Origin of the sequence: Streptomyces sp. MA5143a (assembly GCF_900290235.1) — a bacterium.
Taxonomy (GTDB): Bacteria; Actinomycetota; Actinomycetes; order Streptomycetales; family Streptomycetaceae; genus Streptomyces.
The window spans coordinates 67877-91598 of record NZ_OLMK01000030.1 but is presented as its reverse complement, the minus strand read 5'-3'; the positions used below and the strand labels follow the sequence as shown (position 1 = coordinate 91598).

14 protein-coding genes and 2 pseudogenes are annotated in these 23722 nt (G+C 71.1%); 7 read left to right on the top strand and 9 right to left on the bottom strand.

Features of this window, described 5'->3' with window-relative positions:
- The first annotated feature begins 162 nt into the window (after positions 1-162).
- Complete coding sequence (locus SMA5143A_RS15665; RefSeq protein WP_107463528.1) at positions 163-1029, top strand: YihY/virulence factor BrkB family protein; 867 nt, start codon at positions 163-165, stop codon at positions 1027-1029.
- Between the two features lie 123 nt (positions 1030-1152).
- Here SMA5143A_RS15665 and SMA5143A_RS15660 read toward each other — a convergent pair whose 3' ends face one another.
- The gene (locus tag SMA5143A_RS15660; protein WP_375136491.1) at positions 1153-2460 is read right to left on the bottom strand and encodes a D-alanyl-D-alanine carboxypeptidase; all 1308 of its coding nucleotides are present in this window, start codon (positions 2458-2460) and stop codon (positions 1153-1155) included.
- A gap of 121 nt (positions 2461-2581) precedes the next feature.
- Between SMA5143A_RS15660 and SMA5143A_RS43865 the strand changes: the two genes are divergently transcribed.
- The 3 genes from SMA5143A_RS43865 (at position 2582) to SMA5143A_RS15645 (ending at position 5923) form a co-directional block, all read left to right on the top strand.
- Positions 2582-2824, top strand: coding sequence for an SCO4848 family membrane protein (locus SMA5143A_RS43865; protein WP_055518845.1), 243 nt, complete (start codon positions 2582-2584; stop codon positions 2822-2824).
- Between the two features lie 16 nt (positions 2825-2840).
- Positions 2841-4187, top strand: a complete 1347-nt coding sequence (locus tag SMA5143A_RS15650) for a metallophosphoesterase (RefSeq protein ID WP_107463557.1) — start codon at positions 2841-2843, stop codon at positions 4185-4187.
- A gap of 179 nt (positions 4188-4366) precedes the next feature.
- Positions 4367-5923 (top strand): ABC transporter substrate-binding protein, encoded by a 1557-nt coding sequence (locus SMA5143A_RS15645; RefSeq protein WP_107463526.1) that lies wholly within the window; start codon positions 4367-4369, stop codon positions 5921-5923.
- 60 nt (positions 5924-5983) lie between these two features.
- Here SMA5143A_RS15645 and SMA5143A_RS15640 read toward each other — a convergent pair.
- Positions 5984-6634 (bottom strand): annotated as a pseudogene (locus SMA5143A_RS15640) (sensor histidine kinase); the annotation flags it as partial.
- Between SMA5143A_RS15640 and SMA5143A_RS15635 the strand changes: the two are divergent.
- Positions 6560-7650: pseudogene (locus SMA5143A_RS15635) on the top strand (MMPL family transporter); the annotation flags it as partial. The pseudogenes SMA5143A_RS15640 and SMA5143A_RS15635 sit on opposite strands and share 75 nt — an antisense overlap.
- On the opposite strand, the gene SMA5143A_RS15630 reads toward SMA5143A_RS15635, so the two are convergent.
- From SMA5143A_RS15630 to SMA5143A_RS15605, 6 genes are all read right to left on the bottom strand, one after another.
- Complete coding sequence (locus SMA5143A_RS15630; RefSeq protein ID WP_107463525.1) at positions 7643-8251, bottom strand: Uma2 family endonuclease; 609 nt, start codon at positions 8249-8251, stop codon at positions 7643-7645. The pseudogene SMA5143A_RS15635 and the gene SMA5143A_RS15630 overlap by 8 nt on opposite strands.
- A 90-nt stretch (positions 8252-8341) precedes the next feature.
- Positions 8342-9097 carry a TetR family transcriptional regulator gene (locus SMA5143A_RS15625; protein ID WP_107463524.1) on the bottom strand — a complete coding sequence of 252 codons (756 nt, stop codon included), beginning with the start codon at positions 9095-9097 and terminating at the stop codon, positions 8342-8344.
- 60 nt (positions 9098-9157) lie between these two features.
- On the bottom strand, positions 9158-9775 hold the full coding sequence (locus tag SMA5143A_RS15620; protein WP_107463523.1) for a thiol-disulfide oxidoreductase DCC family protein: 618 nt from the start codon (positions 9773-9775) through the stop codon (positions 9158-9160).
- Between the two features lie 5 nt (positions 9776-9780).
- A complete protein-coding gene (locus SMA5143A_RS15615) occupies positions 9781-10206 on the bottom strand; it encodes a hypothetical protein (RefSeq protein ID WP_107463522.1) in 426 nt (141 codons plus the stop codon).
- Positions 10207-10335: 129 nt separating this feature from the next.
- On the bottom strand, positions 10336-10746 hold the full coding sequence (locus SMA5143A_RS15610; protein WP_055538330.1) for a VOC family protein: 411 nt from the start codon (positions 10744-10746) through the stop codon (positions 10336-10338).
- 173 nt (positions 10747-10919) lie between these two features.
- A complete protein-coding gene (locus SMA5143A_RS15605) occupies positions 10920-14417 on the bottom strand; it encodes a DNRLRE domain-containing protein (RefSeq protein ID WP_107463521.1) in 3498 nt (1165 codons plus the stop codon).
- Positions 14418-14936: 519 nt separating this feature from the next.
- On the opposite strand from SMA5143A_RS15605, the gene SMA5143A_RS15600 reads away from it, so the two are divergent.
- Positions 14937-22223 (top strand): polymorphic toxin-type HINT domain-containing protein, encoded by a 7287-nt coding sequence (locus SMA5143A_RS15600; RefSeq protein ID WP_258193543.1) that lies wholly within the window; start codon positions 14937-14939, stop codon positions 22221-22223.
- Positions 22220-22618, top strand: a complete 399-nt coding sequence (locus SMA5143A_RS15595; protein WP_107463519.1) for an Imm32 family immunity protein — start codon at positions 22220-22222, stop codon at positions 22616-22618. The genes SMA5143A_RS15600 and SMA5143A_RS15595 overlap by 4 nt, the downstream gene beginning before the upstream one ends.
- A gap of 13 nt (positions 22619-22631) precedes the next feature.
- Here SMA5143A_RS15595 and SMA5143A_RS15590 read toward each other — a convergent pair whose 3' ends face one another.
- Positions 22632-23423, bottom strand: a complete 792-nt coding sequence (locus SMA5143A_RS15590) for a hypothetical protein (protein ID WP_107463518.1) — start codon at positions 23421-23423, stop codon at positions 22632-22634.
- Positions 23424-23722 lie beyond the last annotated feature (299 nt).

Sequence of the window (23722 nt, the reverse complement as noted above, 5' to 3'; positions counted from 1 at the left end):
CCTCGGGCTCCAACTCGCCTACCGCGTCAGCCTCGACACGTCCTCGTCGCCGATCTCGGGGTCGTCACCGTCGGGTTCCGGAGGCGGGCACGCTGTTCATGGTCGCCGCGAAGCGGTACTCGGAAGCGCATTGGGTGACCACGACGAGGGCAGAGTCGGATCATGGACTGGCTGAAAAAGCTCCCCGGGATCGGCCCGTTGGCCGAGCGCCTGATGACCACGCACGCGTGGCGCTCGTACGAACGGCTGGAGCGGGTCACATGGACGCGGCTGGCCGCGGCCATGACGTTCCTCAGCTTCCTCGCGCTGTTCCCGCTGCTGACCATGGGCGCGGCCATCGCCGCGGCGACGCTCGACGAGAACCGGCGGCGCGAGCTGGAGGACCGGATCGCCGAACAGGTGCCCGGCATCTCCGACCAGCTCGACATCGCCGGGCTCGTCCACAACGCCGGCACCGTCGGGATCATCGCCGGCGCGCTGCTGCTGTTCACCGGCATCGGCTGGGTCGGGGAGATGCGGGGCTGTCTGCGGGTGGTGTGGGAGAAGCCGGAGCCCGAGGAGAACCCCGTCCTCGCCAAGGCCAAGGACGCGGGCATCCTCGTCGGGCTCGGCGGTGCGGTGCTCGTCTCCCTCGCGGCGTCCACGGTGGCGTCGGCGACGGTCGGCTGGAGCGCGGACCGGCTCGGCGTCGACCGGGACGGGTGGGGTGGGGTGGTGCTCCAGATCGCCGCGTTCGGCGTGGCGGTGCTGGCCGACTTCCTGCTCCTGCTGTACGTGCTCACGCTGCTGCCGGGCGTGCACCCGCCTCGGCGGCGGCTCGTCGTGGCCGCGCTCATGGGGGCGATCGGCTTCGAACTGCTGAAGCTGCTGCTCAGCGGGTACATGCAGGGGGTCGCGTCGAAGAGCATGTACGGGGCGTTCGGGGTGCCGATCGCGTTGCTGCTGTGGATCAACTTCACGGCGAAGTTGCTGCTGTACTGCGCGGCTTGGACGGCGGAGGGGAAGGAGGAGGCGGAGGGCGTCCAGTAGCTCGGGGGTGAGTGTGGTCACGGCGGGTGCGGGTCGGTTGTGGTTTCCCGCGCGGTTCCCGCGCCCCTGAAGGGGTCGGGCCTGCGGCCCGCCCTCCAGGGGCGCGGGACGCGCAGCGGCGCCCTACTTCCCCCGCCGCAGAGGCCACTTGCGGTTGACCAGGAACACCCCGCCGGCCACCAGGGCGAGCACTCCGCCCGTGATCCCCAGCGCGACCCCGATGCCGCTCGTTCCGTCGGACGCCGCGGAGGCCACCGCCTTGCCGCCCGCTCCGCCCGTGGCCGGCGCGGGGGACGTGGCCGATGCCGTACCCCCCGGCTGCGTGCTGGGGTCGGCGCCGCCACCGGAGGTCTCCGCGTTCTTCGGCGGCACCAGTTCACCCACCGGCCGCACCTTGCCCGCCGCCGCGAACCCCCAGTCGAAGAGCTTCGCGGTCTCCTTGTAGACCTGGTTGTGCTCCGCCTTCTCGGGGTGCATGACGGTGACGAGGAGCACCCGGCCGTCCCGCTCGGCGACCCCCGTGAACGTCGCACCCGCGTTCGTCGTGTTGCCGTTCTTCACACCCGCGATGCCCTGGTAGGCGTCCAGGCCACTGTCGCCCGTCAGGAGCCGGTTGGTGTTCTGGATCTCGAAGGACGACCGGCTCTTCTTGCCCTTCTTCCCCTTCTTCGTCTCCCCGGGGAACTTGGCCCGCACGGTGGAGCAGTACTCCCGGAAGTCCTTCTTCTGTAGCCCCGACCTGGCGATCAGCGTCAGGTCGTAGGCCGACGACACCTGCCCCTTGGCGTCGTAGCCGTCCGGGCTGACCGCGTGTGTGTCGAGGGCCTGGAGCTCCTCGGCGTGGGCGTTCATGTCGGCGACGGTCTGCTTGACGCCGCCGTTCATCGCGGACAGGACGTGCACCGCGTCGTTGCCGGAGCGAAGGAAGACACCGAGCCACAGATCGTGGACGGTGTACGTCTCGTTCTCCTTTATGCCGACCATGCTGGAGCCCGCGCCGATCCCGGCGAGGTCGGTGAGGGCGACCTTGTGCTTGTCGTCCTTGTTGAACTTCGGCAGCACCGTGTCCGCGAACAGCATCTTCAGCGTGCTCGCCGGCGCCAGCCGCCAGTGCGCGTTGTGCGCGGCCAGCACGTCGCCGGACTCCGCGTCCGCCACGATCCACGAGCGGGCGCTGATGTCCTTGGGCACCACCGGCGCGTCACCGCCCAGGTTGGCCTGTGTCCCCGGCCTGCCCAGCTGTTCGCCTCCGACGGTCGACATCGTCGCCGGGGGAGTCGCCGACGGGGAGGCGCTGCCGCTCGGGGTGGGGTCGGCGGCATGGGCGGCCGGGGCGAGCGCCGGGGAGAACAGCGACGTCAACGAGAGGGACACGGCGAGGGCGGAGGTGACCGGCAGGGAGCGCCTGGCGGTCTTCTTGGAGGCGGGCACGATCGAGAAAGTACATGGCTCCGCCCGGTGGATCCCACCGCGGTTCTCGGCCACCGCGCCGCCCGCGCCCCCGCTCGCACCCCGGCGCGAAGCCCCGGCGGTTGGCGGTGATACTGAACCCATGAAGCTCAGCCGCCCCCTCTCCTGGTTCCTGCTCGCCTTCGGGGTGTGGAGCTGGGTCATCTGGGTCACTTTCATCCGGAATCTCTGGAAGGACGGCAGCGGCCTCGCGTTCGACGACGCGGGCGATCCGACCGCGTACTTCTGGGTGCATCTGACGCTCGCCGTCGTCTCCTTTGTCCTTGGGACGGCCATCGGTGTCATCGGGTTGCGTGGTCTGCGCGCACTTCGTCGGACGACGTGACGGGGAGTACGACGTGATGGTGATCGTCTTCGTTCTCGTGGCCCTGCTGGTGCTGGCCGCCTTCGGCGCCCTGCACTGGTACGCCTGGCGCCGGCTGGTGCGCGACACGACCCGGGGGCCGGGCCGGGCCAGACGCGTGGGCACCGCTGTGTTCATCGCCGGGCCGGTGCTGCTGTTCGCGGCCTTCGGCGCCGAGCGCGGCGGCGCCCCCTTCTGGTTGCAGCAGACGCTGGGCTGGCCGGGCTTCCTGTGGCTCGCCCTCTCGCTGTACCTGCTGCTGGCTCTCCTGGCGGGGGAGGTCGTACGCCCCCTGCTGAACCGTCTGCTCGCGCGGCGCGCCCCGGCCCCGGCCGAGCGGCCCGAACCGGCGGTGCGCGAACCGGAGCCGGTACCGGCGGGCGCGAAGCCCACGGCGGCCGCCGAGTCCGCCGACCCGGCCTCCGCCGAGCCCGCCGAGTCCGCCGACCCGGCCTCCGCCGACGGCACCGCACCCGACGCCGGCTCCCCCGGCCGGCCCGCCGGGGCGTCCCCCTCGGGGGTGTCCCGGCGTCTCTTCGTCTCCCGTGTGGTCGGTGGGGCCGTCGCCGCGACCGCCGTCGGGACGGTCGGCTACGGCACGTACGGCGTCGTACGCGGTCCCCGGGTCAAGCGGGTCACCGTGCCGCTGGCCAAGCTGCCGCGCGCGGCGCACGGTTTCCGGATCGCCGTGGTCAGCGACATCCACCTCGGGCCGATGCTGGGCCGGGGCTTCGCGCAGAAGGTCGTCGACACCATCAACGCGACCCAGCCCGACCTGATCGCGGTGGTCGGCGACCTGGTCGACGGCGCTGTGAAGGACCTGGGCCCGGCGGCGGCACCGCTCGCGGGTCTGGAGGCGCGGCAGGGCACGTACTTCGTCACCGGCAACCACGAGTACTTCTCCGGCGCCGAGCAGTGGGTGGAGGAGGTGCGGCGCCTGGGGATGACCCCGCTGGAGAACGACCGCCGGGAGCTGCCGTACCTCGACCTCGCCGGGGTGAACGACATCGCCGGGGAGGACGACGGGCAGGGCCCCGACTTCGCCAGGGCGCTCGGCGACCGGGACACCTCGCGGGCCGTGGTGCTCCTCGCCCACCAGCCCGTCCAGATCCATGACGCCGTCGACCACGGCGTCGACCTCCAGCTCTCCGGTCACACCCACGGCGGCCAGCTGTGGCCCATGAACTACGTCGCCGAGGCCGCCAACCCCACCCTCGCGGGCCTGGAGCGCTACGGCGACACCCAGCTGTACGTCAGCCGTGGCGCGGGCGCGTGGGGGCCTCCGGTGCGGGTGGGGGCGCCGTCGGACATCACCGTGGTGGAGCTGGCGTCGAAGCAGGCGTGACGGTTCGTCAGCATCTCGTGGGGAGCGCGTAGTTCACGCGCTCCCCACGCTTACCAAGTTCTTCCTCAACTCAACAAAACCCCTCTTCCGCGCGCATGAACGCGTGTGGTTAGGTGATCGGCGCCACCGCGCGGCCACTGAGCGTCGTGGGCCGGGTGGAGTCATGGGGAGGGGCGCCGATGCGGTCGGTTCGCACGCGGGTTCTCGCGTCGCTGCTGGTGCTGGCGATCGCGGCGATCGGCGGCTGGCAGCTGCTGCCCGCCCGGCACGACACGGACCGGACGATCACCGTCGGGACGACCGACTCGGTCACGTCCCTCGACCCGGCCGGCGCGTACGACGCCGGATCCTGGGCCCTGTTCAACAACGTCTTCCAGTCGCTGCTGACCTTCGAGCCCGGCGGCGCGAGCCCCGTCCCCGACGCGGCGCGCGACTGCGCGTTCGCCGGCAACGCGCTCACCGTCTACCGCTGCACCCTGCGCCAGGGGCTGAGGTTCCCCGGCGGACGCGAGGTGACCGGGGCCGACGTGAAGTACTCCTTCGACCGGGTCAAGCGGATCAACTCCGACGTGGGCCCCGCCTCGCTCCTCGACACCCTCCAGTCGGTGAGCGTGGACGGGCAGACCGTCAGCTTCCGCCTCACCGCGCCGGACGCCACCTTCCCGTACAAGATCGCGACCGGCGCCGGGTCGATCGTCGACCGCACCGAGTACCCGGCGAACCGGCTGCGGACCGACGGCGGCGCCGACGGCACCGGACCGTACGTCCTGACGTCGTACACGAAGGACCGGCAGGCCCGCCTCAGCCCCAACGAGAGCTACCGGGGCGCCGTCCAGCACACCGGCAGCCCCGTCCTCATGCGCTACTACAAGGACTCGGCGGCGCTGGAGAAGGCGTGGCAGGAACGCCGCGTCGACGTCGCCGCGCGCACCCTGCCGCCCGCCGTGCTCGCGGGACTGTCGCCCAGCGACCCCGACCAGCGGGTCACGGAGTCCGACAGCACCGAGACCCGCGACCTGGTCCTCAACGTCAGGGAGAACTCGCCCCTCCACGACCGCCGGGTGCGGCAGGCACTGGCCGCCCTGATCAACCGGGAGAGACTGGTCTCCCAGGTCTACCAGGGCACCACCGACCCGCTGTACTCCCTGATCCCGGCCGGCGTCACGGGCCACACCACCTCGTTCTTCGACACGTACCCCAAGCCCGATCCGCAGCGGGCCCGCAAGCTGCTCGACGCGGCCGGCGTGAGCATGCCGGTGCGCTTCACCTACGGGTACGCCGAGGGCCGGGAGTCGGCCGTCGCCGAGGCCGCCGAGCTGAAGCGGCAGCTGGAGGCGACCGGGCTGTTCTACGTGACGACGAAGGCCTACCCCTGGGCCGACTTCCAGCAGCGTTACGCCGACGGCAAGCTCGACGCGTACGGCGTCGGCTGGGTGGCCGACTTCCCCGACCCGGACACCTTCAGCGGGCCCCTGGTGGGCACCGACGGCTCCCTGAAGAACGGGTACAGCAGCGAGGAGGTCGACCGGCTCGTCCGGGACGGCCGGCGCTACGAGGACCGCAGCCGGGCGGTGGAGGACTTCAAGAGCCTCCAGGACGTCGTCGCGCACGACGTCCCGCTGATCCCGCTGTGGCAGCGCAAGGAGTACGTGCTCAGCACGGAGGACGTCGGCGGGGCCCAGTACCTGTCCGACGCGACCGGGATGTTCCGGCTGTGGCGGCTGGACTGGATCTGACGGGGTGTCCCGGCTGTGACGGCCGGACCGGTCCGACGTCGAGCGGGAGCCGTGGACGTCTCAGCGCGGCGGCAGGGTCACCGTCGCCTCCAGGCCGTCGCCCGGGGACGTGGTCACCGTGACCTCGCCGCCGTGGGCCTCCGCCACGCCCTGCACGATGGCCATGCCCAGGCCGCTGCCGGCGCCCCCGCCCGCCCGGAAGAAGCGGTCGAAGATCCTGGCCGCGTCCTCCTCCGGCAGCCCCGGCCCCTCGTCCGCGACGGACAGCCGCACGGTGCCGTCCTCCCGTGCCACACACAGGCGGACCGGCACGTCCGCGGGGGTGTGGGTGCGTACGTTGCTCACCAGGTTGCCCAGGATCTGCCGCAGGCCCGACTCGTCGGCGTGCACGAGGAGGGCGCCCTCCGCGGCGACCGTGACCGGGCGTTCGGGTTGCTGGGCGCGGAGATCGGCGGCGGCGTCACGGACCAGGCAGGCCAGGTCCACGTTCCGCAGCCGGAGTTCGGGGTGCTGGTCGAGGCGGGCGAGGGTGAGGAGTTCGTCCACGAGGTGGCCCATGCGGTCGACCTCGCCGTTCATACGGTCCCAGGCGCGACGGCGTTCTGCGGGATCGGTGAGCATGCCCTTCTCGTGGAGCTGGAGGTAGCCGCGGATCGCGGACAGCGGGGTGCGCAGCTCGTGGGAGGCGTCACCGACGAAGCGGCGCAGCTGGGTGCCGCCGCACCGCCCGCGAACGGTGTCACCGCGATCCAGGTGGTCCCGACGACCTCGCCCCAGGACGAGCGGACCGACCGGCTCATCGACCGGCTGCGGGACGACGTGATCCCGGCGTCCGGGACGCAGGCCCATGTGGGCGGGGTGACGGCGGTGTCGAAGGACTTCGCGTCGGTCACCGGCGACCGGCTGCCCTACTTCGTCGCGACGATCATCGCGCTGGGCTTCCTGCTGCTGATGGTCGCCTTCCGCTCCCTGGTGGTGCCGCTGACGGCCGCGCTGATGAACCTCGTCGCGGCGGCCGCCTCCTTCGGTGTCCTGGTCGCGATCTTCCAGTGGGGCTGGGGCACGGAACTGCTCGGCGTCGGCAAGGAGGGCCCGATCGCCGCGTTCCTGCCGGTCATCATGCTCTCCCTCCTCTTCGGGCTCTCCATGGACTACCAGGTGTTCCTGGTGAGCCGGATGCACGAGGAGTGGGTCCACACCAAGGACAACGCCCGCGCCGTGCGGGTCGGCCTCGCCGAGACCAGCCGGGTCATCAACTGCGCGGCCGTCGCCCTGGAGGCGTTCATCCTGCGGACGGCGCTGGTGCCGGCCGCGATGCATCTGCTGGGGAAGGCGAACTGGTGGCTGCCGGCGGGGTGGAGAAGCGGTTGCCGCATCCGGCGGTGGAGCCGAAGGTGGAGCCGACGGCCGTCGAACCGGCGACCGGGCTGGAGGGCGGCGGACCGGCCTCGGTGATGCACGGCTTCATCCGCACGGCGGACGGTGAGCCGGTGGGCGACGCCGACGTGACCCTGCTGACCCGCGGCGGCCGGCGACTGGACCGGGTGACGTCCCTGGCGGACGGCTCGTACATCGTCGCGGTCCCGGCCCCGGGCACGTATTTCCTGGCGGCGACATCCCCGGCGCACACGTCTCGCGCTCGACAGGTGGATGTCGGGGAGGGCCCGCTGGTGTACGACGTGGAGCTGGCGGGGGTGGCGGAGGGGGAGGTGGACGCGGTCAGCTGACCTTCGTCTGCCCGGCCTTGAGGATCAGGTCGGCGTCCAGGGTGACTTCGGCACCGATCGACTTGGGCAGTGTGACGGTTTCGCCGGGGGCGTGGATACGGTGGGTCTGGTACTCGCCCCCGGTCGGCTCGGTGAGCACGTGCACGCGCTGGTGCTGGCGGTTGATGATGACGTACACCGGGATCTTCGCTTGGGCGTAGGCGCCGACCTTGCCACGAAGGTCGTTCTCGTAGTTGCTGGAGGTGACCTCCAGAACGAGACGGAAGGCGATCGGGTCGTAGCAGTTGTTCTCGATGAGGTGGTCGTCGATGTCGGCGTCCACGACCGCGAGATCCGGGATCGCATAGTCTTCGGCGCCGTTCGGCAGCCAGACCCCCACACCCTCGAGTACCTCGGTTTCACCACCGGCCAGGCCCGCGGCGATGAAGGGGGTCCGCAACCTGGACAACGCACGGGCGTGGCCGACGTTGGGGGGCGGCGTCACAACGATCGTGCCTCCGATGATCTCGACGCGGTACCCCGGGAGCCGGTCCACGATCCGGTTCGCCTCCGCGATCAGCGGACGGTTGCCGTGGGGCCGCTCGACGGATGCTGCGGACATCGCGTGCCTCCTGTGGGCTGGGGTCGAGGCCATCATCGTAGGCAGGAGCGAGTCCAGAGGTCCCGTTCGACCCCATTCACCCGAAAGTGATCACCCGAGTTTCCTGTGGCCCCCCGGGTCCGGCAGGACCTTCGTCATGCCCGGGAGGAAGTCCGTGAACAGTTCGTGGACCTCGTGGACGAGGGGGCGCAGGACCCGGAAGCGGGCCAGGGAGACCCCTCTGGTCGTCAGGCGGGCCCCGCGCTCCGCGAGGCGGTAGCTGCGTTCGCGGCCCTCCGTGCGGTCGAAGACCCAGTAGAGGACGAGCCCCATCTGCGAGAGCCACATCAACTCGGGCAGGACCTCGCGCAGTTCCTCCGGGACCTTCGCCTTCGCACCGGCGAGGACCTCGCGGTGGACCGCGATGGACTCCTCGCGCGCGCCCGCCGACTCCGGGGAGAACGGGCTGAGGGGGCTGTCCGGGTCGGCCGCGTTCTTGAAGAACTGCGCCGCGAACTCGTGGTACGGCTCCGCCACGTCCAGCCAGGTCGTCAGGACCCCGGCGATCCGCGCCTGCAGGTCCGTCTCCCGCTCCAGCACCGGCCGCACCGCCGCCCGGTGCTCCGCGCCGATCCGGTCGTAGAACCCCTGGATCAGGTGCTCCTTGCCGGCGAAGTAGTAGTACGCGTTGCCGACGGAGACCCCGGCCTCCTTGGCGATCGCCCGCATCGTCGTCTTGTCGTACCCGCGCTCCTGGAAGAGCCGCAGCGCGGTCTCCAGGATGAGCGCGCGGGTCTGCTCGGACTTGGCGGAGCCGCCCCGGGGGCCGCCGGGTGCCCCGTCGTCGTCGGCCGGTGGCTCCGCCACGGGGGGCTCGGGGCCGGGCTCTGCGCTGGGTTCGTCGTTCACTGCGGGCACGGGCAGAGCCTAACCAGTCGGGCAGGTACCGCTGTCGCAGCCGCCGGGGAGGGCGGGGGTGGGGGTGCCGGGCGGGCCGCCCGGAGCGGCGGCCGGGCTGGGGGCGCCGGAAGGGGCGTCGGGCCGGGGCGCGGTGTACGTCCAGCCGTGCCGGGGGTCGTACGTCCAGCCGTCCGCGCCGGAGTAGATGCCGCCGCCCCACTGCGGCCGGGCGCCCGCCTCGCGTGTACCGCTTCCCTGCTCGACGCCCCGCCACTTCGCGGCGGCGAGCACCGCGCGGCGGGCGAGCCGTGCCCCGGCGGGGGTGCTCAGCCGGTGGGCCAGCGGCCGGTGCTCGCGCAGCGCCCACAGGCAGACGACCCAGGCGGCGGAGCCCCGGTACACCTGCCCGGCGTCCCCGACGACGGTGATCTCCGCGAGGGTCGCCCGGTGGTCGAGTGCGGGGAAGCGCCGCCGGGCCTCGTCGGACCCGGCCGCGACGAAGTCGAGCGGCACCAGCTGCCGCTGCCTGCCCAGCCACTCCCTGACGAAGACGCAGAGGGTGCACCGGGCGTCGTAGAGCACGGTGAGCCCGTGGACCGGGACGCGCGCGGCGCCCCGGTCCACGGTGGCCTCGATCGCCGTCATCGGGGTCACGCCCCGGCCGGCGGGACCGAGGGCGCCGCGTGTGTGGTCCAGCCCTGCGGCGCGACCGGCGGCACCTGCTCCCGCTCCATGGCGCCCCGCCGCCGGAACTTGTTGAGCACGAAGACATTGCCCAGGTGCAGCGCCCCCAGCACCAGCAGCACCACGCCGAGCTTCGCCGACACTTCCTCGAACACCTCGCGGGGGCTCTCGATGGCGCCGTCCGCGTTCAGGTAGAGGGCCACGAAGCCCAGGTTCACGAGGTAGAAGCCGACGACCAGCAGGTGGTTCACCGCGTCCGCGAGCTTCTCGTTCCCGTGGAGCACGTCTTCGAGGAAGATCCGCCCGTTCCTGCTCAGCGTCCTCGCCACCCAGACCGTCAGACCCACGCTGACCAGCAGATAGATGACGTACGCGACGACCGTGAGGTCCATGCCCCCACCCCTTCCGACTTACTTGAACACGTTCAAAACGTGCTGTCGGTGAGACAGTAGCCCTGTTTTTGAACATGTTCAAGCGGAGATCCGGAGGGGGCGGGGAGAGGGGGCGGAGTCGGGGAGGGGTCAGGAGGTGCGGGCCAGTTCGGGCCGCTTGGTGTAGTCCGTGAGACCGATGACGTTCCCCCACGGGTCGGCGAACTCGACGGTCCAGCCGGTGGCGACGGAGAACGGCGGGTCGATCGGCTGGACCCCGGCCGCCGTGAGGGCGCGGGCGGCGGACCGGGCGTCCCGCACCTCCAGCCACACCCGGGCGGCGGCCCACCCCGGCGGCCGGTGCCGCAGCTCGTCCTCCAGCCGGAGCAGCAGTCCGGGGGTCTCCTTGCCCACCTTCAGCAGGGCGATCCCCGCCTCGTCGAGGTGGAAGGCGACGTCGAATCCCGCCCGCCCGTAGAAGGCGACGGCCTCGTCGAGGTCGCCGACGGGCAGGAGGATGTTGTCGAAACCGAGCAGTTCGTACGACTCATCATCTGACATGCCGTCAGGTTAGAGCGCGGGCCGCCGGAACCCCGGGAACGACGGCGGGCGGCGCGGGAGGGTCGACGGAACGGGGGACACGGGGGGACGGGTGATGGGGGGGCGGAGCGGGCGAGAAGGACGAGGGGCCGACCGCGGACGTTCGCGGTCGGCCCCTCGTCCTCGTGCTGCGGTCAGCCGATGGCGATCCGGTTCTTCCAGTAGCTCGCCGAGCCGATGATCTCCGTGCCCGAACCGGACAGCGCCGTGCGGCTGCCGGTGTAGAAGCGGACGGTGCCGTTGGTGTGGACGGTCCAGATGTCCGGGATCCCGTCGCCGTTGGCGTCCGGCGTGCCGGCCAGCAGATAGATGTTGCCGCTGCCCCAGCCGGAGGCACCGTAGATCCCGTCCTCGCCGTCGGCCGAGTTGGCGGCGGCGGCCAGGGAGTTCAGGTCGGTGCCCGTACCGCTGCCCGCCTTGACGCCCTTGCGGGACAGCAGGCGGCCGGAGACGTCGCTGCGGTAGATCAGGTCCGTCACGCCGTCGCCGCTGAAGTCCGCCACACTGACGATGTCCCGCTCGGTCCAGGCCGCGGAGGACAGCCGGATCGCCTGGTCGATCGTGGCGCCGTGGTAGCCGGTGAACGCCCACAGTTCGTCGCCCATGGTGGCGAAGAAGTCGGTGCGGCCGTCCCCGGTGGCGTCGCCCGCCGAGACGATCTGGGTCAGGGTGGACGGGTTCGGCGCGTTGGACGGGAGCAGGATCTCCACCCGGCGGTCGATGTTGACCGCGCCGTAGCCGTCGCCCGGGTAGACCCACAGCTTGTCGCCGAGCCGGACCACCAGGTCCTGGAGGCCGTCACCGCCGTAGATGTCGCCGTTGTGGGTGATGAGCGCGCCCTTGAAGTGGCCGGCGGGCGCGGCGACGAACGACGGCAGGTCGTCGCCGTTCGGGTCCTTGTCGGGGTTCGCCCGGTAGGCGCCCGACATCGAGTAGTCGAGGTCGCCGGTGCCCTTGACCAGGTCGTTGGTGGCCTGGGAGGGGTACATCACCAGGTTGCCGGCGTCGGAGACCACCATCAGGTCGGGCAGCTTGTCCCCGGTGAAGTCGCCGGGGGAGTCGGCCTGGTCGCGCGGGGTGACGTAGAAGAAGTACTTCGTCGGCTGCGAGGGATTGCCCGCGGCGTCCACCGTGCGCACGTACAGCACGTTGGGTCCCGCCGTCGGCGGTTTCGCGTTCGCGAGGGTCGCGCTGACCGTGGTGGCCGTGCCGCTGGTGCGGTTCACGCTGAACGGGTAGCTCGCCGCGTTGAAGCCGTACTCGTAGCGGACGACGTCCGTGTTGAGCGCGCGCACGGTGAAGGAGCCGGGGGTGCCGAACTTCTTCGTGGACCAGTTGGCGTCCTCGGCGTCGTTGCCGAAACCGTTCTCGGCGCCGTCCGCGTTCGGGAAGTCGGTCGAGCTGACCTTCGGCGGCCTGGGCGCGGTGGTGTCGAGGACGAAGCGGCACGGGGTGCTGGCCGGGGCGTACCCGGAGCTGGAGTTCGCGTCGTCCACGGCCCGCACCCGCCACGAGTACAGGGTGCCGTTGGTGAGTTTGCCGGTGGAGAAGCCGCTGGTGGTGCGCAGTGCGACGTCCTTGTCGCCGCCCACCGACACCTTGCCGGTGGAGCCCAGCAGATCATGGGTCGAGTCCCACTTGCCGGTCGGCCACAGGTCGAAGTCGAGGAAGTCGAGGTTCTTGTCCTTGTCGGCTCCCCGCGCGGTGAACGTCAGGTTGCCCGAGCCCATGCGGACGTACGGCTCGGTGGTGGTGCACTTGGCGTCCGGGCCGAGGTCGAGCGACTTGGCGTCGATGGTCGGTTTGCGGTTGTAGACGAGTTCGAGGACGGGGGCGTTGTCGCCGTTGGCCTGGAACTTCTTCCACGAGTACTGGGAGTGCTCGTCCCGCGCCCGCAGGCCGAAGGTGATGGTGTCCTTGCCCTCGTCGGCCCGCTTCTGCGCGGCCCGGCGCACGTCGAAGGTCTCGTACGCGTCCCGGCAGCCGGACTTGTAGCCGTGCGCGAAGCTCTTGGTCGCGAACTTGTTCCCGTCGCTCAGCTTGGGCGCGTTCTTCCAGTTGGTCTTGCCGTTGACCGGGCCCGTGAGGTGCACGCTCATCGAACGGGAGCTGCACGACCAGGAGTACGTCTCCAGCATGCGCAGCTTCGCACTCGTGATCTTCGTGCCCTTGAGGTCCTTGTCGAAGGCGATGTTGAAGTAGGAGCGCGAGGTGCCCCAGGTGTCCGACTCGAAGCCGACACGGGCCTCGTGCGTGCCGCCCTTGTTGAAGCCCTTGCCGTTGTAGAACGTGGCGTTGGGGTGGCGGCTGTACGCGGTCGTCCAGTTCTGGGTGTGCTTCTTCACCGACGGGTCGACGAACACCGGGTACGTGGTGGCCGGGTCGGTCAGGAACTCCGTGTCCGGGGTGAGCACCCAGTTCGCCCCCGACAGATCGGCCTCGACCAGCTCGCCGCGCGAGTCGGGCGAGGGGCCGTCCAGGCCGGGCAGGCTGAGCGTGGCCGCCGAGCCGCCCTGGGTGGGCGCGGGCGTCGGCTCGGCCGGCGCGGACGGCAGCGGGGACTCCGGCACCGTCGGCGCGGGACCGTCGGTGGCCGGCGGCAGCGTCTCGGGGTTGGTGTCGCCCTGCTCGTCGGTCTCGATCAGCCCCTCGGTGGGGCTCGGGCTGTCGCCCGGCTCGTCGGACTCCGGCGCGGTGGGCTCCGGGCTCTCCTCCGTGGTCGGCTGCGCGGTGGCCCCGACCTGGCCGTCGGTCACCGCGGGGGAACCGGAGCTGTCCCACATCAACGGGGTCGGCGAGACGGCCACCTCGTTGCCGTACGCGTTCTCCGCGCTCAGCACACTGGTCACCGGGTCGAGCCGGAACGTCAGATCGGCGGCGGTGATGCCGTACGACAGCTGCTGGGCCCGAGGGTCGGCGGCTGCCGTGCGGTTCTTGAGCACGAGCAGCTGGGCGAAGCCGTCGTCGTCGGCGGTCAGCACCAGGTCGGCGCCCGGGAGGATCTCCGGGTACAGCGCGCGGGAGCCGTCGATGATCGGGGCGGGGACCGGGCCCGGCCAGGTCAGCTGGATGGTGTAGCCGTCGACGGTGAGGGTGACCAGGGGGCTCGCGTCCGCGGCGGCGGCCGTGCGCACGCCCTTGACCAGGGAGATCCGCCGCACGCCGGAGCCGGCGCGGGAGGCGCGCTCGTCGCCTTGCCCGTCCTCGCCGCGCGCGGCCTTCGACCCGGCCGAGAACACCATCCTCGCGTTGGTGGCCTTGGGCTCCCAGCCCTTGGCGGTGCGGCTCAGGTCGTAGTCGATCGGCTTCCACTCGCCGCCCACCTTGGCCCGGATCGGCGACGAGTACAGCCTCTTCGCCATCTGGCCGTCGGGACGCGCCCACGTCGTGGACCTCGCCGTACGCGCCGTCGTGACCTCGACGGGCCTGCCGGTCTCGGCCGCCCGCGCGAGCGCGGCGGCCTCCCCGACCGGCTTCTTGCGGCCTGCGCCGTCCGAGCCGTCGCGCGAGCCGGGCTCGTCCAGGCCGAGGCCGATGAAGGTGATACCGGTCGCGGCCAGCGCCGCGGTGAGTACGGCGGCCGTGGTGCGTCTGCCGGGCACACGACGCCAGTTGCGCTCCTTGCGCGTCATCGGGCGAGTTCCCCCTTCCCCCCTTGGAACCGGCACGGGCAGGGCTCGGCCGGGCGAGCCGATGATGACCTATGAGCGGGCCGTCGTCACGCTTCGCAGCCGTCGCGGGGGATTGAGTGGATCAAGGCCGCGGTCCGTAAGTGTGGTGGGGCCCGGCGGGGGGCAAGACGTATACCAGCCACAGGGGTTGCGGCGAAAAGCCGCGAACCGTTGCTGAACTCCCCCGATTCGATGGTTATTTGCCAGAGGAACTGGTGAATTACGCCATTGATCGCGGAGGGGTGGGGCTTTCCCTTACCTCGGCAAATCCCGTATCTGGGCCCCACTGGCCGCTATCCGTGCTTACGCACCGTGACGGTCATCACATACGCACAGTCGATCTAGCGAAACTTCACACGGGCCCCACAGAATCTCCGGCATCTGATACGCCATCACGCGTGGTCCGTTCCTGGCCCGCCTCGAGTGGTCCGGGGGGACCTCGCCGTGTTCGGTCGCTACTCGAATGTCCGTCGTGCCCGTGTGCGCAGAGCCGTCGTGCCCGCGATCGGCGCGGCCCTGCTGGTGGGCCTCCTGCCCGCCCAGTCCTTGGCCGTGCCGCCCGATCCGGCCGTCGCGGAGAAGGGCCGCGAGACCCTCGACCTGGAGGCGCTCGACCAGGACAAGCCCCTGGCGGGCGAGACGTTCGAACGGGATCTGGAGACCCTGAAGGTCGAGGTCCCCGAGGACCTGGAGCAGGCCCCCGCCGGCACCGCCACCGCACCGCTCGCCGACACCGGCACGGTCAGCTTCGGCGGCACCGCGACCACCACCCCCGCGACGGCCCGCACCTCGGATCGCACGGCCAAGGCCCGCACGGCCAAGGCCCCCACGGCTTCGGCCCGCACGGCCTCGACGGCGCAGCAGGTCGACCTCAAGCCCGTCGAGGACCTCCCCGTCAGCCTCGGCCAGGCCCCCGACCAGGCGGCGCCCACCGGCACCTGGGGCGTCCAGGTCTACGACCGCGCCTCCACCGTCGCCCAGGGCGTCGACGGCGCCGTGGTCAAGGTCCAGGCGCCCGCCACCGGGTCCGTCCCGGTCTCCGTCAAGCTCGACTACACGAAGTTCAAGAACCTGTACGGCGCCGACTGGGCCTCCCGGCTGCGCTTCGTCCAGTTCCCCGAGTGCTACCTGACCACGCCGGACGTCGAGGCGTGCCAGGAGTACGAGGAACTGGAGACCGTCAACGACACCAAGGCCCAGTCGATCACCGCCACGGTCGACACCGCCGCCGACGGCACGGTCACCCCGGCGGCCGCCGCGAAGGTCGCCCAGTCCGGCGGGCCCACCGTCGCGCAGGCCGCCTACCGCAAGGCGGGGGCCTCCGCCACGCCCGTCGCCGCGACCGGTGACGCCGCCGTCGTCGGCGCGGTCGACTCGGGCGGCGGAGCGGGCGGCACCTTCAAGGCGACCCCGCTCGTCTCCAACGGCAAGTGGGCGGCCGGCGGTTCCTCCGGCGCCTTCACCTGGTCGTACCCGCTGTCGATCCCTGCGGCTCCGGCGGGGCCCGCGCCGCAGGTCACCTTCGACTACAACTCCCAGACGGTGGACGGCCGTGTCGCGGTCTCCTCGCCGCAGTCCTCCTGGATCGGCGAGGGCTGGGACTACGACCCCGGCCACATCGAGCGCCGCTACCGCTCCTGCCAGGACGACCGCAAGGCGATGAAGTCCGGCTCGGCCAACAACACGGCCAAGAAGGACAAGACCAACGACCTGTGCTGGGTGTCGTACAACGCGGTGATGTCGCTGGGCGGCAGGACCGTCGAACTCGTGCGGGACGCGCCCTCCGGCAGCGACCCCGAGACCGACACCGAGGTCTACCGCCCGCAGAACGACGACGGCACCCGCGTCGAACGGAAAACGGGCGGCAGCAACGGCGACAACAACGGCGAGTACTGGATCGTCACGACACGGGACGGCACGAAGTACCACTTCGGCTTGAACAAGGTCGGTGGCGGTCACGCCGACACCGACTCCGTCTCCACGGTGCCCGTCTTCGGCAACCACCCGGGCGAGCCCTGCCACGCCACGGCCTTCGCCGACTCCCGTTGCGGAGCGGGCAAGAAGCAGGCCTGGCGCTGGGGCCTGGACAAGGTCGTCGACGTGCACGGCAACACGATGGTCGTCAGCTGGAAGCAGGAGACCAACCACTACGCCGTCAAGAAGAAGTTCAAGTCGCCCGAGCAGTACGACCGTCACGCGTACCCCACGGTCATCGAGTACGGCATGCGTTCCGACCTGACGAAGCCGTCGGCGACCGTCGAGTTCGGGGTGAAGCAGCGCTGTCTGAAGTCCACCACCGCCTGCGACGCCGCCAACTTCGCCAAGACCGACGACCCGGGCGCGTACCGCCCCTGGTGGGACACGCCCGGCAACCTCAACTGCAAGTCCACGTCGAAGCTGTGCCCCGCCTTCCCGTCGTTCTGGACGCAGATGCGCCTGGACACCGTCACGACGAAGGGCGCCCGCGCCGGCCAGACCGGCCTCGGCAAGGTCGACACCTACGAGCTGCACCAGTCGTTCCCCGAGGACTGGTACGACACCTCCCCGGGCCTGTGGCTGAACTCGATCACCCGGCGCGGCTTCGCCCCCGGAGACACCACCGGCACCCTCCAGCACAAGGACGGCGTCAGCTTCGCCGAGTACTCCGTCGGCTCCACCTCGCCGCTGCGCACCCGGCTCCAGGACCGCCAGCTGCCGAACCTCGTCCTCACCGGCCCGAACGACCAGCGCCCCGCCTTCACCCGGCCCCGCATCGGCACCGTCGCCACCGAGTACGGCGGTGACATCGAGGTCGAGTACAAGGGCGGCTGCGCCACCGAACCGGCCGAGGACAAGGGCCGCGGCAACGGCACCTGCTACCCGCTGCGCTGGTCGCCCGACGGCGACGAGAAGACCCCGGCGAAATCCTGGTTCAACAAGTACGTCGTGCACTCCGTGACCGAGACCGACAAGGTCACCTCGCACGGCAAACCCATCGTCACCAAGTACACGTACACGGGCCCCGCCTGGGCCAAGAACGACGACGAGTTCACCCGCCCCGCCCTGCGCACGTACAGCCAGTGGCGCGGCTACCGCCAGGTCGCGGTGACCAAGGGCAGCAAGTCCACCTCCCAGCAGGGCGACCCCCAGTCCCAGTCGTACTCGGAGACCCGCTACTTCCAGGGCGTCGGCGGCTCGGTGAAGGACTCGACGGGCACACACACCCTCGTCGGCGAGGACGAGCCGCAGTACGCGGGCCAGATCGCCGAGACCATCGCCTACCTCAACTCCGACAAGCGCGTCCAACGGCGCACCCTCACCTTCCCCTGGTCCCAGCAGACCGCGTCCCGGCCCCGGGAGGCCGAGAACGGCGCCGACATGGACCCGCTGCTCGCGCACCGCGGCGGGGTCAGGCGCACCGACGAGATCCAGACCGTCGACAGCAGCTGGCAGGCCGTCCGCACGCTCACCGAGGTGGACGACACCTACGGCCTGCCGACCCAGGTCGAGACCGCCGTCGTCAAACCGAGCGGCTCCGGCGAGTCCTTCTCCCAGCAGACGTGCACCAGGACGTCGTACGTCCACAACACCTCCGCCTGGCTCATCGGGCTGACCAAGGAGCAGCGCAGCACCGGCACGTCCTGCGCGGCGTACGACTCGGCCGACCCGGCGACCAAGCTGATCCGGGCCGTCCGCAACAGCTACGACAACCTCGCCTACGGTGAGACCCCGACGAAGGGTCTCGTCACCTCCGCGGCGGGTGTCGACGGGGCGGGGACCTCCTACTCCCTCGTCACGAGGACCACGTACGACCCGCTGGGCCGGATCCGCACGGTCACCAAGCCCGGCGTGGGCACCGCCGAGACCCAGTACACCCCCGCCGACGAGGGCGGGCCGGTCACCTCGGTGCGGACGATCAACGCCAAGGGCCACGCCGTCACCACGGCCTTCGACCCGGGGCGCAGCCTCGCGCTGACGGTCACCGACGCCAACGGCCGGGTCACGAAGAACGAGTACGACGCCCTCGGGCGCTTCGTGAAGGGCTGGTCGCCGTCCCGCTCGTCGGGCGGGAAGACACCGGACGTCGAGATCGCCTACCAGCCGGCGATCGCCACCTCGTCGGAGACCCGCCCGGCCGCCGTCACCACCCGGACCCTGAAGGACAACGGCTCCTACAGCCGCCAGGTGACCCTCTACGACGGTCTGATGCGCCAGGTCCAGACCCAGTCCGAGGCCCATGGGCCCGGCCGGATCATCACCGACGTCAGCTACAACGACCACGGCCTCGTCGACGAGCAGACCGGCGCCTATCTCGCCAAGGGCGAGCCCGCCGCCGCGCTCTTCGAGCCCCGGTCGAAGACGGCGATCCCCAGTTACCTCAAGAAGCGGTACGACGGCATGGAGCGGCAGGTCCGCCTGTCGACGTACCACGACGGCGGCTTCCGGTTCGCGACGTACACGACGTACACCGACACCACGACCTTCGTGAACCCGCCCGGCGCGACCGCCCCCAAGACACGGACGTACACCGACGCCCTGGGCCGGGTCACCGCCGTCCGCCACTACGTCAAGGACGACAGCAGCACCGCCGGACGCACGACCTCCTACGAGTACGACGCCCGCGGCAACCGCAGCAAGGTCACCGACCCGGCGGGCAGCACCTGGTCGTACACCTATGACGCCCGCGGCCGGATGACCTCCGTCACCGACCCCGACATGGGCCGCACGGAGACCTGGTACGACAGCGCCGACCGCCCGAACAAGGTCACGGACGCCAAGTCGCGCACCACGCACACCGAGTACGACGAACTGGGCCGGGTCAAGGCCGTCCGCGAGGGTTCGTCCTCGACGCCCGTCCTGTCGTTCACCTACGACACCCTGTCCGGCGCGCTCGGCCAGCCGGTCGCCTCGACCCGGCACACCGCGGGCGGCGACTACATCAGCCGTGTCACCGGCTACGACACCGACTACCGGCCCACCGGCACCGAGACCGTCATCCCCTCCAACCCGATGACGACGGGCCTCGCCGGCACCTACGCCTACGCGTACACGTACACCCCGACCGGCAAGCAGCAGTCGGTCACCCTTCCGGCCGTCGGCGGGCTCGCGAAGGAGAAGGTCGTCACCCGCTACAACGGCGACGGCTTCGCCGAGTCGACCTCGGGTCTGAGCTGGTACACCTCCGACGTCACCTACTCGCCGCTCGGCGACGTCCTGCGCACCGTGTCGGGCGCGCAGCCCAACCGGGTCTGGACGACCAACTTCGTCGACCCGCACACCGGCCGTCTCCAGCGCACGGTCGCCGACCGGGAGACCTCCGGCCCGCACCGCGTCTCGGACGGCTACTACTCCTACGACCAGTCCGGCTCCATCACCTCCCTCGCCCGACGGCTCGGCGACCCGAGCACCTCGGTCTGGGACACCCAGTGCTTCACCTACGACGTGCTGGGTGAGCTGGTCCACGCCTGGACCTCCAAGGTCACGCCCACCGGGGCCGGCAACGGCTGCAAGGCCTCCAACGGCACCGCGTGGGGCCACCGCACCGACTACGCGGCCTCCTCGGGCCCCGTGGCCGAGGCACCCGACGAGGCGAGCGACACCACCGCCCCGGACGCGACCCTGACGGCGACGCTGGCCGCCGCCGCCCCCGACGCCGCGACCGTCGCCACCGGCGGGACCGCCTACCGCCAGTCGTTCACCTTCGACTGGCTGGGCAACCGGGCCTCGATGACGGAACACGACCCCGCGGACCCCGCCAAGAACGTCGGCTACACCTACGGCTACGAGTCCGCACAGCCCCACACCGTGCGCTGGATCAGCTCCACCCCGTCCGGCAAGGGCAGCTCCTACAGGTACGACGCCGCGGGCAACACCGAGGTCCGCGACCTGGCCGCCACCACCCAGAACCTGACCTGGACGTACGAGAACCAGCTGGAGACCATCACCGACGACGGCAAGAAGACGAGCTACGTCTACGACGCCGCCGGCAACCGCATCCTGGAGAACTCCCCCTCCGGCTCGACGCTCTACCTGGGCGACACCGAGGTGACGACCGGCTCGTCCGGCACCATCAGCCGCGCCTCCCGCTCCTACGTCCAGCCCGGCGCGCCGACGGTGACCCGGACCGCGAGCAACGGCGCCACGACGGGCCACCAGCTCGCCGTCCAGCTCGCCGACCACCTCGGCACCTCCGACACCTCGGTGGCGCTCACCAGCGGCCAGGCGGTCACCCGCCGTGCCTTCAAGCCCTACGGCGAGGTCCGTGGGACGAAGCCGTCGGCCTGGCCCAACAAGCGCGGCTACCTGGGCGTCGGCATCGACGACACCGCCACCGGCCTGACCCATGTCGGCGCCCGCGAGTACGACCAGAACTCCGGTCGCTTCCTCTCCGCCGACCCCGTCATCGACGTCACCGACCCGTTGCAGATGAACGGGTACGCCTACAGCAACAACAGCCCCGTCACCAACTCCGACCCGTCGGGCCTGTTCTGCGACGGCTGTAGCGTGAACAACCCCGACTCCGTCTGGGCGGACCCGCACCACGGGCCCGGCTGCACCACCTCGGCCTGCTACGACAACGACGGGAAGTTCCTCTACTCCACGACCACCGGGGGCTGGGAGGAGACCCAGGCCGCCGGCAAGGTGTGGACCAAGAGCCAGACACCGAAGACGAACGACCTCCAGGAACTGCTGAAGCACTTCCTGATGAACAGCCCGAACGGCGACTCGCCCGAGACGGACTACTGGGTCACCCCCGTCTACGAGAACTCCGGACCCGGCAACGCGTGCTTCGGCCGGGAGGCCTGCCGCCAGGCGTACAAGTACCTGCTGCACCACGACGACGTGGGCGAGGCCAAGCGCATCGCCGCCAACTACTGCGTCGAGAACTTCAACAAGTGCGTCGCGGACGCCAAGGCGTTCGAGCGCGGCAAGCTGATCGAGGGATTCATCGGCGCCCTGGTCACCGGGGGCCGGGGCGGCGCCGCCGTCGCGGCCGAGGGCCGGGCCGCCAAGGGCGGATCGGGGAGACGGGGGCTGCCCGTCGGCTGCAAGTGCTTCCTGGCCGGCACGGACGTCCTGATGGCCGACGGCACCACCAAGGACATCGAGGACGTCGAACTCGGCGACGAGGTCCAGGCCCTCGACCCGGAGACCGGCGAGTCCGGGCCGCGGAAGGTCACACGGCTGATCGTCACGGAGTCCGACAAGTACTTCAACGAGCTGTCGATCGCCACCGAGGACGGCGTCGAGAAGCTCACGGCCACCCACGAGCACCCGTTCTGGTCGCCGTCCGAGGGCGACTGGATCGAGGCGGGCGACCTCGCCTCGGGGATGACCCTGCTCACCGACACCGGCGACACCGTCATCGTCACCGGCAACCGTGCCTTCGCCAGGCATGCCCGCACCTACAACCTCACCGTCGCCGACCTGCACACGTACTATGTGCTGGCCGGGCACACGCCGGTCCTGGTGCACAACTCCAGCTGCCCCATCTCGATGGACGAGGCGGTGTCGCGGGCGGCCGCCTTCGTCGGCGGTGAGGGCCGGGTCGTGGTCTCGGGCAGTGGCGGCTGGCAGTTCATCAGGACGTTCCGGGACGCCGCCGGCCGGAAGATCACCCAGATCGCCCGGTTCGACATCAACCTCAAGTCCCCGCACGTGCAGCAGTACGGCCCCCACCTGAACCTGGAGACCCAGATCAACGGTCAGACGGTGCGGTCGGGTCCGCTGGCGGACCCGCACACACCGATCGACATCAGCACCGCGAGACCAGGAGACGTTCCGTGATCCAGTCCGACCTGATCGTCCGTGCCACCGAGGACGCCGGTGAGGTGGAGATCTCCGGGACCGTCGACGCCCTCCTCACGTGGGCGGACGTCCTGATCCGGGACGACGCGGAGATCACCACCGGCCGGGGGGCCGACCCCGCCCCGTACGCGCGCAGTCTCGCGGGCGTACGGGTGCGGACGACGCCCCACGGGTTGGTGGAGATCTCCTTCGACGAGGAGGCGCAGGCCCTCATCTTCACGGGCTCCCGGGAGTCCATGGAGGTCCTGGGCCAGAACGTCCGGGGCCTGTGCCAGGAGGGCGTGCCGGGGGAGCACCTGCACATCGAGTACTTCCCCGACCACTTCTACCTGGCGGAGTCCCGGATCGCCCTGGTCGTGGCCCGCGTCGACTGACGCGGGCCCCGGCTCAGGACGCGCAACCCCCCACCCGCCGCGAGCTCAGCGCGATGTCGTCCATCCGGACGTCGTACGACGACGGGCTGGGGTCGGCCTGGTACAGCTGCCAGCCCAGCTTCAGCTTGTCGAACGTCGGGAAGACGAAGTCGTCCGCCGTGCCGCCGTGCTGCTTCGTCGAGACCGTCAGGTCGGGCTGCTCGACACCGTTGAGGTACACGGTGACCCGGTTGTCCGTCGCGTCGAGGTGGAACTCCGCGCAGGTCCACGCCCCGTCGGCGGTCGGCGCGGACGTGCGCCAGTTGGTCCAGTCGCCGGTGGGGCCGAGGTCGGAGCCGACACCGTAGAAGTTGCCGTTGTCGGTGGGGGCGTACTGGCCGCCGAGCGGGCGCACCAGGGTGGGGGAGTCGGAGCCGGACGCCTCCGCGAGGGTCCAGTGGGCCCACTGGGGCGCCGTCGGGAAGCGGTCGACACGCAGCCGTATCCGCGCCCAGAGGCTGTTGCCGGGCGGGGCGAGCTCGGGGAAGACCATGAAGGCCCGGCCGTTGCCCTCGGTGCGGATCCGGAGCTCCCGGCCGCGCCCGTCGGCGGCCCGCTCGACGGTCAGCGACCCGTTCGCGGTGTCGGTGGTCCAGCCACGGCCGCCGGTGACGGGGCCGAGGGGGAGCCGGTTGAAGTTCTCCTTCACGAAGGTCCCGCCGTACATGGCGTGCGGGGTGGGGGTCGCCGAGGCAGTGGGGGGTGTCGCGATCAGCAACGCGGCCGCGGCCGACAGCGCGGCGGCGGCTTTCCTCAGGGAGTTCATGGGGGCAGTCTCTGATCAACCGCCCCGTCCGTCACAGTAGTTGGACGGGATCCAGCCAGAGGCCACCCCTCCACGAGCAGGCCCCGCTCCCTCTCAGAAGCCGCGCGCCTCGAACCCGTTCGTCCGGGGGCCGGTCCCACGCTCGCGCCGCCCCACGACCAGTGCCTGTCGATCGCGCGGAAATCGGCCTCCCCGGCGCGGACGGGAACCGACCCCCGTCGAGCGACTGTCTTCTCCAGGAGGTGGACCGCATGCTCGCCGTCATGCTCGGCAGGCCGATGCCGCTCGCCCAGAACGCG